The sequence below is a fragment of the Chryseobacterium sp. BLS98 genome (assembly GCF_001045445.1).
Classification (GTDB): Bacteria; Bacteroidota; Bacteroidia; order Flavobacteriales; family Weeksellaceae; genus Chryseobacterium.
The window spans coordinates 809,692-827,215 of sequence record NZ_LFNF01000003.1 but is presented as its reverse complement, the minus strand read 5'-3'; the positions used below and the strand labels follow the sequence as shown (position 1 = coordinate 827,215).

The window sequence follows — 17,524 nt, the reverse complement described above, 5'->3', positions numbered from 1 at the left end:
AGAATCTTCTATCTTTTGACTTCTCCTTCTCTTTTTCAAGACCTCCGGATTATTTTAACTGACATTTGTCATGTTTAAGATAAAAATTCTTAATTTTCCGCATCCAAAATAAAAAGAATCCTTTGAAAGCGAAACAAATTCACCAACAGCTTTATTTTCAGGTTATTATTGCCATAGCAGCCGGTATACTTTTAGGAAGGTTTTATCCTGAACTGGGCGAAAAAATGAAACCGCTGGGCGACGGGTTCATCAAACTGGTGAAAATGATTATAGCCCCTGTGATTTTCATTACTTTAACGCTTGGAATCGCGCATATGACTGACCTAAAAAAAGTCGGACGTATTGCCATAAAAGCAATGATCTATTTCTTTACATTTTCAACTTTAGCCCTGATTATCGGGTTGATTGTCGGAAACTTTCTGCAGCCGGGACATGGCTTAAACGTTGATCCCGCTACCCTGTCCGGAGATGTTTCGCAGTATCAGCAAAAAGCCCATGATACCACGCTGACCGGCTTTATCATGAATATCATTCCTGAAACACTTTTCAGCCCGTTGGTTGGCGAAAACATACTGCAGGTATTACTTGTAGCCATTTTAATGGGTGTTGCCCTGGTTTTAACCAAAGAAAAAAGCCAGAAAGTAACCGATTTTTTACAGGATCTGTCGACTCCGATATTCAAAATAGTCCACTTACTGATGAAGCTTGCCCCGATCGGAGCTTTTGGTGCCATGGCATTTACCATTGGAAAATATGGCCTTCATTCGGTGCTGAATCTTATATATCTAGTGGGAACATTTTATATTACCTCTATTCTTTTTGTTGTTTTGGTTTTGGGTGCCGTAGCCTGGTACAACGGATTCAATATTTTTAAGCTGATGTTTTATCTGAAGGAGGAACTGCTGTTGGTTCTAGGAACCAGCTCTTCCGAATCGGCACTTCCGGGAATTATGGAAAAACTTGAAAAAGCAGGCTGCTCAAGAGCGATTGTAGGGCTGGTGGTTCCTACAGGATATTCTTTTAACCTGGATGGAACAAACATTTATATGACGCTGGCTTCTCTTTTTATAGCCCAGGCCCTGAACATTCACCTTCCGCTGGAAAAACAATTAATGCTGCTTTTGGTGGCAATGCTCAGCTCAAAGGGTGCTGCAGGAGTTACAGGAGCAGGGTTCGTTACTTTAGCGGCAACTTTGGCTGTAGTTCCAGAAATACCCATTGCAGGAATGACTTTAATCCTGGGAATTGATAAATTTATGAGCGAATGCAGAGCACTGACAAACGTTATTGGAAATTCTGTAGCCACTGTAGTGGTTGCCAACTGGGAAAAACAGCTGGATAAAAACCAGCTTCAGTACTGTCTGGATCACCCGACTGAAATAGAGAAAAAACTGGAAATTTAAAAAATCAATATAAAAACACTTAGAAATGGAAATAATACTTCGGCCTGTAGCAACAGTCAAAAATTCAAGAACGGAACCAATCGATGACAACTGGGAAACCATCACTGCAGAAATTGAATTGGCGGACCATATTCCTACGGAAGCTTTTAACAGCATTTCAAGCTTCTCCCATCTGGAAATCATTTATTATTTTGACAAGGTAAAAAAAGATGATATCGTTTTTTCCGGTCATCCGAGAGGGAATGTAAATTATCCGATGACAGGTATTTTCGGACAGCGCAAAAAGGACAGACCAAACACAATAGGGCTTGCAACAGTTGAATTACTGGAACACAATGGCAGATCCATCAAAGTAAAGTTCCTGGATGCTATTGACGGAACACCTGTGCTTGATATTAAACCTGTATTCAAGGAATTTCAACCGAAAACAGAGATCAAACAGCCTGAGTGGGTAGCAGATCTTATGAAAAACTACTGGAAATAGTCCGGCAGAAAACTATATTAAAATATTTAAACTTGATGGCTGTACTTTCACATGAACCGGTGATTTTATTTTATTAAACTCACCATCAAGATGCCAGTTTTTGGTATTGACTTTAAATGAAATTTCCGAAACGGGAAGATAGGTTACGTATTCATCATCTTTCAGCCTTTTAGTAAACATTCTGAAAGCGAAAAGCGCTGAATAGGTCAACGGGAATTTTTTCACCAGCACCATATCGACCAAACCGTCACTTTTACTTGCATTCGGGGCAATATAGGCGTTGTTCCCAAACTGGCGTGTATTGGCTATATTGAGCATAAGATACCGCCCATTGTACTGCTGATAGGCTTCATCGAAGAACTTCACCTTGATAGGTTTGTAATTGAAGAATGTTTTCAGAGATACTTTGATGTAATTTTTGAATCCACGGCTGGTTTTCTCGAATTCTTTAACGACTTTTCCGTCAAATCCGGTTCCAGAAACGTTGATGGACAATTTGTCGTTAACAGTAAAAGTATCAATCTTTCTGGAGGCTTTAGCTTTAATTTTATCTAAAAGTTCATCCAGATTTTTGCTGAATTTGGTCTCGTTGGAAAAACCATTTCCTGAACCGGCCGGAAAGATGGCCAGAATTTTATCTGTATTGATAAGATTTCTTGCTACGGTAGAGATGGTTCCATCCCCTCCGATAGCTACAAAGATATCAACATTGTCAAAATTTTCCCTGATAAAATCATCAGTCCCCGGAATAGATTCGGAAATATAATATAAAGGATTACCAACCTTTTTTTTGAGCTCGTCAAGAAACGGCTGATAATTTTTTTTGGCCGAAAAGGGATTAATGATAAAAGCTGTTCTTTCCATTACCGCAAAAATAAAAAATGCTTCCACATCCGGAAGCATTAATTTTATTTTATTTTCATTCTTTCTTTAAATTGTGTATTAAGAGTTCCCTTCAATTCCTCCCATGACACTGGAATTACAATATCTCCGGCAGCAAAAGCTGTAATTTCATAGGGACTGTAATGGAAATAGAGGTTTTTCTGATCGAAATAGAAATTATCTGTAGCAGGAATCACTTCTACCAGCAGCATATCTGAATTTTTCACATCATCTCCATTGTCACTTGCCCCACTATGAATTGTATTGATATTTTTCATCAAAATACTTTCAAGCCTGGCTTTAGGCATTGAAGTAATGTCCTTAAGCTCTAATTTTTTATTGTTTTTAAGATCAAAAACTCTTTCTGAAAACCCATAATTATCATGGGCTCCTCCTTCATATGAACTCCATATATACTCGATGTGCATATAATCGTTATCGTTGGAAACCAGATTCATGTGGGAATTGGTATACCAGTCCTGTGCATAGGAATCTGAAATCCAGTCTTTGCTGTCGTTTTTTACAGATTTGAAATACTTATTTTTATCGCTTTCCAGGTAGGATTGCAGTCCTTGTTTAGAAAAATCCTTAATGCCTTTATTCTGAAAATAAATACTATCCAGCAGTCGTTTGTCTTTCAAAGCTGGAAAAACGAGCAGTTTGGAAGTGAAGCTTACCGTAAGTGAATCTGCAATTTTCGATGAATCGCTTACTTTCACGGAGTCTACAGTAAATTTTTCCGGCTGGGAAGTTTCTGTTTTATCGGCCACAGCTGTAGTTTCTCTTTTTTTACAGGCTGAAAAAGCAAGAAGTGAAGAAACAGCCAGAACGGCGATGGTATTTTTCATAATTATTTTTTCTATCCTAATGCAAAAACCATTCAAAAATGAATGGTTTTGCAAAATTATTCTGAAAGAATTGTTTTTTATGATTTTTTGACTAGGCTGATTACCTGGTTTTCACTTTTTGAAGCGGTTCCCCAGATCTGTTTGAATGCAGGGTAATATTCTTTAGGATAATCCGGGCTGGCAATTTTTGTGGTAGAAATTATTTCAAGTTTGTTACCTTTCTGCTCGGCTATATAGCTGTATTCAATTTCTTTATCTTCTGTAACGATCCTTTTACTTTTAGGCATTGCTTCTATTATATAGCCTTCCGGTATTTCCAGAATCACTTTTTTCACTTTAGTAAATGAGGAAATAAAGTCAATGGGATATTTTCTTTCTTCAGTCTGATCAAATTCATTGGAATTTTTACTTAAAAACAGCATTGGATTGATGATCATTTTTTTCCCTACTCTATCTATCAGGTTATCTGAAGAGAATTTCATCGTACTTTCAAAATCTCCGTTATCCAGTATTTTCGATTCAATTCCTGTAAAGTCTATTGAATAGTTTTCTTTATACTGCTTCTTGTATTTTTCAGCATTCTCATCGTAGCTTTCTTTAACAAACATGGCATATGAACCGGTATCTTTATCGGAATAGGTTCCTGAAATACTGCCATCTTCATTGATCTTTGCTTCTGTAGTGAGATAATTGTAACTGGTGGTGGTATTTCCCATTTCCATCAGGGCTGCCTTTTCTTTAGCCATTAAAACACCATACTGGTTCCAGTCTCTTGGCGGAAGGTTATTCACAGATGCCTGTTTTGAGGTAGCATCATACATGACTAATCCATCTTTTATTTTTACGGCTGCAATCACAAAATTCATCCCCACTATACTGGGAGAAACCAGGTTAATCAAACCGTTGTCTACTGTGGAAATAACAAGTGGGTCAGCTTTCAATCCGGCTTCTCTAAGCATCATGACAAGGAAAAGATTAATTTCCGCTGCATTTCCTGTTTTGGTTTCTAAAAGTTTTTTTATTCCGTCTTCTGTATAAATCCCGCGATCTTTGTTCCAGGTGAAGATATTTTTCACATAATTAAAAATAGCATCAGCTTTTTCAGCGTCAGAATTTAAGCCTGAAATAACAGATGTTACCTTTTCTTTAGCGAGTTTTGTTTTTTTCAGTTCTTCCCCAAAATCTTCATCTTTATACAATTTATCTTTGATTTCTTCCCAGGAAGAGGAATACATTTTCAATTGTCCAAAATTAGTGGAATGAAGCTCAGCACTTATTTTTGTACGGTAATTCCTATCGTTTTTAACAAATTTCTCAGTTTTGAATCCTTTCAGGTTTTCATATCCGAATCTATAGGTTTTAAACGGCATTCCATACATTGTTTTTTCTTCAACCATCCTGTATTTTGGATTTAATGATCCTGTATAATTTACATTATAGGCTATATGCGAAGGACTATCCAGAATATATTCAGTGTAAAGAGAAGGAGCATCCGATTCTATCAGAATTTGCGGAACAGAATATAAAAACGGGGAGAAAACTTCATACTGATATTCTATTACAGAGCCGTTTTTCACATTAGGGAAAGCAAATTTAGTTATGGTTGTATATTTACTTTCTTTACTTTTATATTTTGAGCTTTTATCTACTTTAGTAGGTACCGCAGTTCCATTTTCCAGATTATAAACGAAAGCTTTCACTTTGCTTAAAGTTTCTTCGTCATTGCTGGAATTTTTATATAACGGAATCTCGAGATTCAACCAGTCTTCCGCTTTATCTTTGTTATAGATCTTTACTCTGTAAAAAACATTTTTCCTAAGGGTTCCTGTGGAAGGGTCTACATTAAAGTGTACCGATTTGTATAAAATTTCTGCAGGGGCATTTTCGTCAAGCTCCGATTTTGTCTTGGCCAGATCTGCATTGTCAAACTTCGGGGGATCCAGAAACTCATGCTTCTGACCGTTTACAGAGATTATAATTCCGAAACAGAAAGCAGTTAATAATTTGTTTTTCATGGTTAAATTTTAATCAGTAATATTTTAGAATTATCCATATTCAGAATTTTCTTTCTGAAGCTTACATAGTCATTGTATTTTTCTTTTGGAAATATCCCTTTGTTAATTTTGATAAACCGTGTCACTTTCAATGATTCACCGTTTTTTACAAGATTCAGCTTATAGGTCCCGAATTCAGAATTGATGGTTACATTTTCGGGAACTTCATCTATTTTATAATTTTTAGGAACGGTATAATCAATTTCGTACTCATCCTGAAAAGATTGGCCTATTTCAAACGGAAGCTCTCTGTTCTCATCAGATTTATAAAAATTATTACTAAAAATAGGTACAGCCCTGAAAAGTAAATTAGTTCCTGCGGTTTTAGAATAATTATTGGCTTTAAAATCCACATTGAACCTGATCACAGCATTATCCTTATCATTGACAAGGTCTTTCATTTCTACTTTTTCAAAATTCAGCACATCAAAGCTTTTTTTCAAAGCATCAATTCTTTCTTTTGGTGATAAATAATTATATATCAAATTGTTATCGTATTGACTTCCCGTATAAGCAAACTGAATTTCCCCATTGATGCTGTTATCTTCCGTAAGGTTAACTTTTACAACCTGCTTTTCTCCGTTCTGTTCAGCAGAATAAGATGGTGTATTGATCAACTCTATTCCTTTTTTGGTGACAGCAAGAACATTTCTGTCCGTAGTGCTGTAACTTAAGTGATTATAAGCAATCTGCTGTGAAGTGTTTTCCAGCCAGATATTTCCTTTTTCTGTTGGCACCATAAGAATGGCATGGTTTCCTCCCATAGATGGAAAATCGGGATCAAAAGAAATATCGGATGAACCGGAATTGATCACACAGTAATTGGAAGGAATACCGGCTTCGTTCAATAAAGTTTTCATATAGTTGGTAAGCCCTTTACAGTCGCCATATCCTTTTTTCTGAACTTCATCCGGAAGCATAGGAAGCCAGCCGCCAATACCCAATCCGACAAATATATATCTGGTTTTTGATTGCATATACTGGTAAAGTTTTTTAACTTTTTCTTCCGTTGAGCCTTCTAATTTAAGAGCTGCCACCTCTGCTTTAATGGCAGGAGTAGACGCAGAAACAGGCTCTACAAGGTTAGCATAATACCAGGTTCCAAAATCAGTCCAGTTGTTCAAAGCTCCCTGTTTTCCTTCCAGGTTAAATTTTGTCAGGGCAAAACTTACTTTAGGCAATATTTTTTCAGGCTGAGGAAGCATCAAAACATCATCCATAGCGGGAACATTTTTATAAGAATAGCTTTTCTCATTACCATTATCAGCCACAGTAACCGCAGCATAACCGTATTTTGAAGGATAACTTTTGGTTTTAAGATCAATCCCGGATTTATTGATTATTTTAAACTGAGCTTCTTCCAAAGAGGTATTGGGAGAAGAGAATGGTACAAAATCGGGAATGAAAATGGTATTTTCATCAGTGATCTGGTACGAAAAATCAATAGTATAAGGGTAATAAGCAGAGGTATACGGTAAAGCTAAAGCCCTGTTATCTGAATAAAACACCCCTTGGGTATTGTTGGCAAAGTCACCGAAATCAGATTTTGAAAAGCTTTTTACTTTCTTCCCGGATTCATCATAAACCGTCACCTTTACCTCAGAAATATTATCTCCTTTTTGATAAGGAATATAAATCTGAGCCTTAGAGTCACCATCCTTATTTAAAACAGTAGTTACTTTATTATACTGATACCTGATTTCATCAATTTTATTAATCTGAACTGTTGTAAAATCTTTTCTGATGACAACATTAGCATTCTTCTTTAAATTTTCAGGGATAGCAGACACCGGATAGGTTTGGGCGAAATATACAGAGGCAGTAGATAAAGCCCCTATAATTAAAATTTTCATCATGGTCTTTAAAATTGAGCAAAAATAATAAAATCTTAATAAATGTTAATTTTTTATTTCAATATAAATTAAAAAACAGAATAATGAACTAACAATCAATAACTTAAATTTATTATTTTAACATTTTAAATCTCCAAACCAGGATATCAAAGTCTAAAATAATTATTTTGACAGATTATCTTTAATGCCAAAATAAAAAAGACCCCATTTCTGGAGTCTTTTTAATTATTTTTAAAAGCAATTATGCATCAATCTTAGCATATTTTGCATTTTTCTCGATAAATTCTCTTCTTGGTGGTACCTCATCACCCATCAGCATTGAGAAAATACTGTCGGCTTCCACTGCATTATCAATGGTTACCTGTTTTAAAATTCTGTGTTCAGGATTAAGGGTGGTTTCCCAAAGCTGTTCAGGATTCATTTCTCCAAGACCTTTATAACGCTGTACTTCTACCCCTTTTCCGTCCGGAGCCATTTCCAGAGTAAACTCTTCACGCTCTTTCTCGTTATAGGCGTATACCTTTTTATTTCCTTTTTTCAATAAATATAAAGGCGGTTGAGCAATATAAATATAGCCGTTCTCAATAAGTTCCTTCATAAATCTGAAGAAGAACGTAAGAATCAGAGTAGAAATGTGAGACCCATCGATATCAGCATCGGTCATGATAACTATTTTATGATACCTTAACTTGGCCATATTCAAGGCTTTACTGTCTTCTTCTGTTCCTACAGAAACTCCAAGGGCTGTATAGATATTTTTGATCTCCTCATTATCATATACTTTGTGAAGCATTGATTTTTCAACATTCAAAATCTTACCTCTTAAAGGTAGAATAGCCTGAAAATGTCTGTCTCTTCCCTGTTTTGCTGTTCCACCTGCGGAATCTCCCTCTACAAGGAACAGTTCAGATTCTGCCGGATCTTTGGATGAACAGTCGGATAATTTTCCAGGAAGACCAGAACCGCCCATCGGCGATTTTCTCTGAACCATTTCGCGAGCTTTCTTGGCTGCCTGTCTTGCTTTTGCTGCCAAAACTACCTTCTGAACGATAATTTTTGCTTCGTTAGGGTTTTCTTCCAGGAAATTGGTTAGCATTTCACCTACAATTTTATCCACAGCACCGGAAACTTCAGAGTTCCCAAGTTTGGTTTTGGTCTGTCCTTCAAATTGAGGTTCCATTACTTTTACAGAAATTACGGCAGTAAGTCCTTCACGGAAATCGTCACCGGTAATTTCTACTTTTTCTTTCTGTGGAATTCCCAGATCATCGGCATATTTCTTCAATGTTCTTGTTAAAGCACGTCTGAAACCGGCAAGGTGGGTTCCTCCTTCATGCGTATTGATGTTATTAACATATGAGTGAAGATTTTCGCTGAATGATGTATTATAGCGCATCGCCACTTCTACAGGAATATCATCTCTTTCACCCTCCATGAAGATAACGTTTTCCATAATGGACTCACGGTTTCCGTCAATATGGGCAACGAACTCTTTTAGTCCTCCTTCGGAATGGAAAACTTCTGTTTTGAAAGATCCGTCTTCCAACGCTTCTCTTTCATCGGTAAGCGTAATGGTAATCCCTTTGTTAAGATAGGAAAGCTCTCTTAAGCGGCTTGCTAAAGTATCATAGTTGTAAACCAGTTCTGTAAAAATAGTATCATCAGGCTGGAAGAACTGTTTGGTTCCTCTTTTGTCACTGTGACCAATTTCTTCAACTCCGGTTTGGGCTTTTCCTCTGGAATATATTTGCTGATACACATTTCCGTCCCTGTAAACAGTAGTGATCATTTCATTGGAAAGTGCATTCACACACGAAACCCCAACTCCGTGAAGACCTCCGGAAACTTTGTAAGAATCTTTATCAAATTTACCTCCTGCCCCGATTTTCGTCATTACAACCTCAAGGGCGGATTTTTGCTCTTTTTCGTGGAAATCTACCGGAATACCTCTACCGTTATCACTAACCTCGATCCCGTTTCCTTCTTTAATGCTGACGAAGATCGTATCGCAGTATCCTGCCAACGCTTCATCAATAGAGTTATCTACTACTTCATAAACCAAATGATGGAGACCTCTTACTCCCACATCACCAATGTACATTGAAGGACGCATACGTACGTGCTCCATTCCTTCCAATGCCTGAATACTACTAGCTGTATATTGTTTCTGACTCATATAAATTATTAAAATCCTGCCAAATGCAAAGACCCACAAATATCGTGATTTTTTTCGACTTATGAAAGTTAAAATATGTCAAAAAAGAGTGGAGTTTTTATGAAAACCCAGGATGTAATTTTGCTTAAAAAAGTTTAAAGTTATCATCTATTTCCCAAAAATCAACTGTATTAAATCATATCCTACATACCTAATTTATTCTTAAATTTATTACTCAAAAGTTGATTATATGGATGATTTTATTGCAGCCCGCGCGCAGATGGCTCTCTCGCTGGGTTTTCATATCATTTTTGCATGCGTGGGAATGGTAATGCCTTTTTTGATGGCTTTCGCCCACTGGAAATATCTGAAAACCGGTAATGAAGTATACAAAGGACTTACAAAAGCCTGGAGCAAGGGAGTTGCCATTCTTTTTGCCACTGGTGCTGTATCCGGAACCATGCTTTCTTTTGAACTGGGCCTTTTATGGCCGGCATTTATGAAACATGCCGGACCGATCTTCGGAATGCCATTTTCTCTTGAAGGGACTGCGTTTTTTATTGAAGCTATTGCCATTGGATTCTTTTTATATGGTTGGGAAAAATTTAATAAATGGTTCCACTGGTTCTGTGGATTTTTAGTAGGCCTAAGCGGGCTGGCATCAGGAATCCTGGTAGTTGCAGCAAATGCCTGGATGAATTCACCTGCAGGTTTTGATTATATCAACGGGCAATATGTAAATATAGATCCTATTAAGGCAATGTTCAACGAAGCTTGGTTCCCTCAGGCACTTCATATGACGGTTGCTGCATTCTGTGCTACCGGGTTTGCCGTTGCAGGAGTTCATGCTTTCTTAATTATGAAGGGTAAGAATGTAGAGTTCCATACAAAAGCGTTCAGGATTGCTGCCGGATTTGCTTTAATCGGAGCGTTTGGGGCACCTTTAAGCGGTGATGTTGCGGCAAAGTCCGTTGCGGAAAGACAACCCATCAAACTGGCTGCAATGGAAGCTCACTTTGAAACTGAAAAGGGTGCTTCGTTCGTACTTGGAGGAATTCCTGATGAGGAAAAAGGAGAAGTAAAATATGCCATTAAAATTCCGAAAGTATTAAGTTTTCTGGTAAGCAATGATTTTAATTCCGAAGTAAAGGGTTTAAATGATTTTCCCCGTGATGAATGGCCTCCTGTAGCTGTTGTTCATTACGCTTTCCAGATCATGATTTTTTTCGGCGTTGTGATGATCTGTATCGGAGCTGTGTACCTTTACTCTTTTTTCTTCAAAAAGGAATGGCTGACCAAAAACTGGCTTTTAAAAACATTCCTGATCGCGACACCTTTCGGATATATTGCTCTGGAAGCAGGATGGACAGTTACGGAAGTTGGGAGGCAACCCTGGATTATTTATGGAATCATGAGAACTGTAGATGCTGTAACGCCAATGCCGGGCATACAGTATTCTTTCTATTTCTTTACCGCTATTTTCGTATCCTTATCACTGGTCATTATCTTTCTTTTGAGAAGACAGATCCAGATGGTGCCGAAACTTTATGACCCTACAGACGCTCAGTTTAACGATAAAAACAAAAAATCATGATTTACGTTGTTATAGGCTTTCTATGGCTTTCCATCTGTCTTTATATTATTTTGGGCGGAGCTGATTTCGGAGCCGGAATTGTAGAGCTTTTCACCCACAAAAAGGCCCGTCACAAAACACAGGAAATCATGTATGAATCCATTGCACCTGTATGGGAAGCCAATCATATGTGGCTGATTATTGCTATTGTTATTCTTTTTGTTGGGTTTCCTGAAATTTATACGACGATGTCGACTTATCTTCATATTCCTCTGGTTCTAATGCTTTTAGGAATTATTGCAAGAGGGACGGCTTTTACATTCAGACATTACGATGCTGTGAAAGATAACTGGCAGGTTTTATATACCCAGATTTTTTATTACGCAAGCCTGTTAACTCCATTTTTCCTGGGTCTGATTGCAGCGGCAACTGTTTCCCATTCTATCAATCCAGATGCGGTTGGATTTTTGGATTTATATATTTTCAGCTGGCTGAACTGGTTTGGTGTTTCCGTAGGACTTTTCACCGTAGCACTCTGTGCTTATCTGGCTTCCATCTTTTCTTTAAGAGAAACCCGTGATAAAGCCGATCTTACGTTAATGATCAAAAAATCAAAACAAACCATGGTTTTTGTGGTGGTTACCGGAATATTGGTATTCTTAACAGCTTATGTTTCTGATATTCCTTTGTTGATGTGGGTATTTTCAAAACCGTTAGGAATTATGGCCATATCTTTTGCTACAATTGCTCTTCTTCTTATCCTTCGAGCTATGAATCAAAGAAAACTGCTTCCCGTACGCGCACTGGCAGGATTCCAGATGGTCATGATCCTCGTGGCGGCAACTTATCAGCATAATCCGGATATTATCCTGCTTGGAAACGGACAGCATCTTTCATTACTGGAACATATGGCTCCTCCAAAAACGATAGCGGCTTTAGGATGGGCACTAATGCTTGGTTCACTGTTTATTCTTCCGTTTTTGTTTTATCTGATGGTTTCGTTTAGCAGGCAGAGAAAGTAGGAAGAGTACGATCCATGTACTGATTTAATTTAAAATAAAAATCCTGAAAATATTTTCAGGATTTTTTGTGCGTGAGAGGGATTTGCACCCATAGCCTTAAATTATTCAATGATTTTGACTTATTATAAAATTGTGATCACGCAATCAAGGCCTTTAACACACCATCTCTTACTTTTTTCATAAGCATTGTTTTTATTGTTTTAATTTTTTCACATTTTAATTTTATAAGAAAGAAATCTTTTGCAAAATCATACAAAACGCTAATCCCAACTTTTACGAATAAGTCAAAACCTTCCAGGTGCAAACCTGTTACACCTAAAAATAAATGAATTTCTTATTTATATAAGTTTCATCAAGATATTTTCATCAATCTTTTCAACTTTTACTAAATTATTTTTTGTCAGTATTTTAGATGCTTTATCCCACTTTTTCCCGGATAACTGGCTTCTTTCTTTTACTTCAGCCAAAGACATCGCCTCTTCCTGAGAATTAAGGATTTCAAGAATTACTTTTTCATCTTCACCCAATTCAATCTGAGGAACCGTTTTTTCCGGCCTCATCTGAGGGAAGAATAAAACTTCCTGGATGGATGCATTATTTGTAAGGAACATGATCAGTCTGTCCATCCCGATTCCTAATCCGGAAGTTGGAGGCATACCATATTCCAGTGCTCTTAAGAAGTCCTGGTCAATGAACATTGCTTCATCATCTCCTCTTTCTGATAAGGCCATCTGGGATTCGAAACGCTCTCTTTGATCGATCGGGTCATTAAGCTCTGAATAAGCATTTGCAATTTCTTTTCCGCAAACCATTAATTCAAAACGCTCGGTTAAGCCTTCTTTACTTCTGTGTTTCTTAGTTAAAGGAGACATTTCAATCGGATAATCTGTAATGAAAGTCGGCTGGATGAAGTTTCCTTCACATTTTTCACCGAAAATCTCATCAATTAATTTTCCTTTCCCCATGGTTTCATTCACCTCAATTCCGATAGATTTGGCAAAATCAAACAATTCCTGTTCAGTTTTTCCTGTGATATCGAAACCTGTATATTTTTGGATCGCTTCCGTCATGGAAACTCTTGGATAAGGCGCTTTCCAGTTGATAGTATGCTCTCCGAAAGTAGATTCAGCGCTTCCGTTAACCTGAGTAGCACAGAATTCCAGAAGTTTTTCCGTGAAATCCATCATCCAGTTGTAATCTTTGTATGCTACATAGATCTCCATGGCTGTAAATTCAGGGTTGTGGGTTCTGTCCATTCCTTCATTTCTGAAGTTTTTAGAGAACTCATAAACACCATCAAAACCACCAACGATCAATCTTTTCAGGTACAATTCATTGGCAATTCTTAAATATAATGGAATATCTAAAGCATTATGATGCGTGATGAACGGTTTTGCCGCAGCTCCTCCGGGAATCGACTGCAGAATAGGAGTTTCCACCTCAAAATATCCGGCATCATTGAAGAAAGTTCTCATTGCATTGAACATTTTTGTTCTCTTTACGAAAATTTCTTTTACCTGCGGATTAACCGTTAAATCTACATAACGCTGTCTGTATCTTAATTCAGGATCTGTAAATCCGTCGTGCACTACTCCATTTTCATCAGTTTTAGCCTGAGGAAGCGGGCGTAAAGCTTTGGTAAGAAGGGTAAAGTTCTTAACCAAAATAGTCATTTCACCTACCTGGGTAGTGAATAAAGTTCCTTCAATACCGATAATATCACCGATATCCAAAAGGTGTTTGTATACTTCGTTATATAATTCTTTATCTTCACCCGGGCAGATCTCGTCTCTGTTAAAATACACCTGAATTTTACCTTTAGAGTCCTGCAATTCAGCAAAAGAAGCCTTTCCCTGAATTCTGCGGGACATTAATCTACCAGCGATCTTCACCTGTTTATTCTCAGAAAAATCCTGTTTTATAGATTCTGTAGTATCTGTAATCGTATACTCCTCCGCAGGGAATGCATTAATTCCCATTTCAGTAAGCTTGTTCAGCTTTTCTCTTCTAATGATTTCTTGTTCTGATAATTGCATTTCTTATTTTTCTAAAAGCGTACAAATTTAGGCATTTTTGGTGAGTTGTCAATGATGATTTTTTTAATTGTGAATGGTCAATAGTGAATCTCCTTCGTAGTGAATTTTCTTGTGCAGATTCAAATTGACTATTGACTTGCGCAGCAAAATTGACCACTGACAATTAACTATTGACCTTTAAAACCAGTTTCTTGTCTCCTTTTGAGAGATAAAAGTCCATGCCAGCATCCTGCTGATTTTCTGTCCCTGCGCCATATCAATTATTTTAAAATCTACAGCTTTGACTTTCTTTAAAAGTGTGGTTAATTTATGAAGATTATCTTTTTTAGATACCAGACATGTAAACCAGAGAACCTGCGAAGAATATAAAGCACTTTCCTCAATCATTTTTGAAATAAAAGCTATTTCACCGCCTTCGCACCACAATTCCGATTGTTGACCGCCAAAGTTTAATAAAACTTTCTGAGGTTTTGATTTTCTGATATTCTTTGTTTTCCTAAGATTCCCTTTCAATGCAGATTCTTCAGAATCATGGAACGGAGGATTACACATAGAAAATGTAAAACGGTCTCCAGTCTTAATGATATTTTTAAAAATATGATGAGAATCAGGTTGTTGTTTTAAATGAATAACTGGTAGTAAATCCTGATTTTGATCTAAAATACGCTGTGCGTTTTCCAAAGAATCAAGATTAATATCGGTTCCCAACATTTTCCATCCATAAGATCTATGGGCCAATAAAGGATAAACGAGATTTGCCCCGGTTCCGATATCCAGACCAGATACAGAAATTCCTGTCGGAATTTCAGATTTTTCTTCAGCTAACAGGTCGGCAATATAATGGATATAATCTGCACGGCCGGGTATGGGAGGACACAGATTGGTCTCAGGAATATCCCAGCCCTGAATGTGATAAAAATGTAAAAGTAGTGCCTGGTTAAGAAGTTTAACCGCTTTGGGAAGGCTAAAATTAATGGTCTTTGTTTCGTAAGCGTTAACGAAAACATAGTGTTTCAGTTCCGGCACGCAAGAAATAAGCTGATCAAAATTATAAGGATCACGATGCAGATTTCTTGCGTGCAGACTGGATTTTTCGGTAGACATTATTTACTTTTCTGACTCAGAATGTATTCTACCATTTTTTTAGCATCTTCTTTAGATACCTGTGGATGGGCAGCCATCGGAACACCTCCCCAAACTCCGCTTCCGCCTTCTATAATCTTGGAAGCCAGCAGCTCAATATCTTTTTCGGAATATTTTTCTGCAATTTCCTTGTAAGAAGGTCCTATCATTCTCTCATTCACGGAATGGCATCCTGAGCAGTCTAAAGTTTCGATGATCTGGTCACCTGAAAGATTAGCTTTTGCCGGCTCTGAAACAGCGGATGTTTCAGAATCCACACTTGGCACCTCCGTATTTTCTTTTTTAGAACAGGAAAGGATTAAAAATCCCATAGCTCCCGCCAAAAGGAATTTTTTCATTATTTTTTTGCTGCAGTAGAATCTGTTTTAGCAGCTTCTGGAGTTGATGGTGCAGGAGTTGTTGCAGCAGCCGGAGCAGCTGTTTTAGCTGTAGAATCTACTACTGTTGGAGCATCTGGTTCTGGCAGCATTGTGTTGCTGTCCTGTAAATCGTGATCCGGTTTCTTAGAGCAGTTTACAACCAATAAACCTCCGATGAATGCAATTGCTAATACTTTTTTCATTATTTTTTCTATAAAATTTAGACAAAAATATAAAAAATAAGCTTTTAAATGAATGACATTTTCCCATTTAATACGATTTTACTGTATTAAAGCCTTCAAAAAAATGCATTTCAACTGTCAATTGAACATTTCCGTTTTTTAGTAATTTAGCCCCATAAACAAAACCACAAATGGATTATCACAAAGAAAAGAAATCAAACAGGAGGCTTATCTGGATCTCGCTTATATTAAGTTTTTTTCTTTTATTTTTTGCAATCAAGATTTCTTTATCCGAATTACCGGGCAGAAGCAGCATTACAGAGATAAAAGGTGTTTTAAAAGATGTTAAAATAGAAAAAGGAAGAAGAAGCAGAGCCTTAATAATTCATTTAAATGAATATCCTGAAATTAATTTTATGATTGGAGGTGTTGTATCGGATCAAATATCTTTTTATGATTTGATGAGCGACAATAAACCGGGAGATTCAATTATGTTTTTTATTGAGAAGCAGGAATATAACAGAAAAATATTAAAATCAGAAAACATCCCATTTCCAGGAAACCTTTTGTATAAAAATAGGGTAAGTATGGTGGAAATCCATAACAGGAATACTGAATATTTATCTTTGAACAATTATAATAATGCACACCGAAACAATAATTATCTGGCAATTGCAATTCTCGGATTTTTTGGACTATTAATGCTGCTTGTCGGGATTAAAGGCATAAAATATTATAAAGCAAACTTCAGTAAATAGGCAATATTTCTCAATTTGTTTTTATTGTTTGAATTTTTTTAACTTAGTCAAAAATAATTCAGGCTTCTCATGATCTTTATATCTAAAATCCTGTTTTTCACCAGCCATCATGGTTTTTATACCGTGATTATTCTTCTGGTATTCTTTGGACTGCTTTCATTTGTCACAAAAAAAGGTTGGTTTCTGATACCGATTATTCCTTTAGCCATTCTGAATGGTTTTGCCGGACAGTATCTTAATGCTTGGTTTTTAAATAAATACGGCGTTGAAAGTACCGCAATCATCACTTCAGATGTAGAAACCAACTCCACGCTGAATGACATGTACATTCATGATTATGAAGCTATTGTAAAAAAACAGGACGGAAAATATGTATCTACTTATTTCTCAACGACAAGTGCTACAATTTATCCTATTGAAAATGCCATCAGGATCCCAAGAACGGAACAGCATTTTCCGGTGAAATACATTCCGGGATACGAGAAAAACATTGTAATTCTTTATTATCAATCCGAAGAAGGAAACGCTCTATTGCGATATGAAAAAATGGCTCCGGTGAACTCTGCAAAGATTAAATATGAGGCTGACAGAACGAATAAAGAGTTTATTGAAGAATATATTTTAGCTTTGGAAGAATATGTAAGTTACTATGACAGTGAAGAGTACCGGCAAAAAATTGAAGAATTGAAAAAAGAATTGCAACAGCTTAAATAAAGAATTCTCATATTAAGTTTTTTTATTTTCTCCTGTTTTTTTGTTTTTATATCAAAAA

The 17,524-nt window shown here is 36.8% G+C and carries 15 protein-coding genes; 6 read left to right on the top strand and 9 right to left on the bottom strand.

The features are described 5' to 3' along the window. The first annotated feature begins 122 nt into the window (after positions 1-122). Together ACM40_RS14920 and tsaA are read left to right on the top strand one after the other, a co-directional pair. Entirely contained in the window at positions 123-1,403 is a 1,281-nt protein-coding gene (locus ACM40_RS14920; RefSeq protein ID WP_048503537.1) for a dicarboxylate/amino acid:cation symporter, read from the top strand. A gap of 25 nt (positions 1,404-1,428) precedes the next feature. After that, positions 1,429-1,887, top strand: coding sequence for a tRNA (N6-threonylcarbamoyladenosine(37)-N6)-methyltransferase TrmO (tsaA, locus tag ACM40_RS14915; RefSeq protein ID WP_048503536.1), 459 nt, complete (start codon positions 1,429-1,431; stop codon positions 1,885-1,887). A 12-nt stretch (positions 1,888-1,899) separates the two neighbouring features. Here tsaA and ACM40_RS14910 read toward each other — a convergent pair whose 3' ends face one another. The 5 genes from ACM40_RS14910 to gyrB form a co-directional block, all read right to left on the bottom strand. After that, on the bottom strand, positions 1,900-2,751 hold the full coding sequence (locus tag ACM40_RS14910) for a diacylglycerol/lipid kinase family protein (protein WP_048503786.1): 852 nt from the start codon (positions 2,749-2,751) through the stop codon (positions 1,900-1,902). Positions 2,752-2,795: 44 nt separating this feature from the next. Further along, entirely contained in the window at positions 2,796-3,617 is an 822-nt protein-coding gene (locus ACM40_RS14905; RefSeq protein WP_048503535.1) for an RsiV family protein, read from the bottom strand. 77 nt (positions 3,618-3,694) lie between these two features. Further along, positions 3,695-5,632 carry a transglutaminase-like domain-containing protein gene (locus ACM40_RS14900; protein WP_048503534.1) on the bottom strand — a complete coding sequence of 646 codons (1,938 nt, stop codon included), beginning with the start codon at positions 5,630-5,632 and terminating at the stop codon, positions 3,695-3,697. Positions 5,633-5,634: 2 nt separating this feature from the next. After that, positions 5,635-7,527, bottom strand: a complete 1,893-nt coding sequence (locus tag ACM40_RS14895) for a DUF3857 domain-containing protein (RefSeq protein ID WP_048503533.1) — start codon at positions 7,525-7,527, stop codon at positions 5,635-5,637. A 238-nt stretch (positions 7,528-7,765) separates the two neighbouring features. Further along, the gene (gyrB, locus tag ACM40_RS14890; RefSeq protein ID WP_048503532.1) at positions 7,766-9,700 is read right to left on the bottom strand and encodes a DNA topoisomerase (ATP-hydrolyzing) subunit B; all 1,935 of its coding nucleotides are present in this window, start codon (positions 9,698-9,700) and stop codon (positions 7,766-7,768) included. Between the two features lie 229 nt (positions 9,701-9,929). On the opposite strand from gyrB, the gene ACM40_RS14885 reads away from it, so the two are divergent. Both ACM40_RS14885 and ACM40_RS14880 read left to right on the top strand, forming a co-directional pair. Further along, the gene (locus ACM40_RS14885) at positions 9,930-11,273 is read left to right on the top strand and encodes a cytochrome ubiquinol oxidase subunit I (RefSeq protein ID WP_048503531.1); all 1,344 of its coding nucleotides are present in this window, start codon (positions 9,930-9,932) and stop codon (positions 11,271-11,273) included. Beyond that, positions 11,270-12,274, top strand: coding sequence for a cytochrome d ubiquinol oxidase subunit II (locus tag ACM40_RS14880; RefSeq protein WP_048503530.1), 1,005 nt, complete (start codon positions 11,270-11,272; stop codon positions 12,272-12,274). Before ACM40_RS14885 ends, ACM40_RS14880 begins: the two co-directional genes overlap by 4 nt. A 338-nt stretch (positions 12,275-12,612) precedes the next feature. Here ACM40_RS14880 and lysS read toward each other — a convergent pair whose 3' ends face one another. The 4 genes from lysS to ACM40_RS14860 all read right to left on the bottom strand — a co-directional run bounded on the left by lysS (position 12,613) and on the right by ACM40_RS14860 (position 16,015). Next, positions 12,613-14,310, bottom strand: a complete 1,698-nt coding sequence (gene lysS, locus ACM40_RS14875; RefSeq protein ID WP_048503529.1) for a lysine--tRNA ligase — start codon at positions 14,308-14,310, stop codon at positions 12,613-12,615. Positions 14,311-14,487: 177 nt separating this feature from the next. Continuing rightward, positions 14,488-15,414 carry a 23S rRNA (adenine(1618)-N(6))-methyltransferase RlmF gene (gene rlmF / locus ACM40_RS14870; protein WP_048503528.1) on the bottom strand — a complete coding sequence of 309 codons (927 nt, stop codon included), beginning with the start codon at positions 15,412-15,414 and terminating at the stop codon, positions 14,488-14,490. After that, positions 15,414-15,791, bottom strand: a complete 378-nt coding sequence (locus ACM40_RS14865; RefSeq protein WP_048503527.1) for a c-type cytochrome — start codon at positions 15,789-15,791, stop codon at positions 15,414-15,416. The genes rlmF and ACM40_RS14865 overlap by 1 nt, the downstream gene beginning before the upstream one ends. Continuing rightward, positions 15,791-16,015, bottom strand: coding sequence for a hypothetical protein (locus tag ACM40_RS14860; protein WP_048503526.1), 225 nt, complete (start codon positions 16,013-16,015; stop codon positions 15,791-15,793). Before ACM40_RS14860 ends, ACM40_RS14865 begins: the two co-directional genes overlap by 1 nt. A gap of 170 nt (positions 16,016-16,185) precedes the next feature. On the opposite strand from ACM40_RS14860, the gene ACM40_RS14855 reads away from it, so the two are divergent. Both ACM40_RS14855 and ACM40_RS14850 read left to right on the top strand, forming a co-directional pair. Continuing rightward, a complete protein-coding gene (locus ACM40_RS14855; RefSeq protein WP_048503525.1) occupies positions 16,186-16,752 on the top strand; it encodes a hypothetical protein in 567 nt (188 codons plus the stop codon). 69 nt (positions 16,753-16,821) lie between these two features. Further along, a complete protein-coding gene (locus tag ACM40_RS14850; protein WP_048503524.1) occupies positions 16,822-17,466 on the top strand; it encodes a hypothetical protein in 645 nt (214 codons plus the stop codon). The last annotated feature ends 58 nt before the right edge of the window (positions 17,467-17,524 follow it).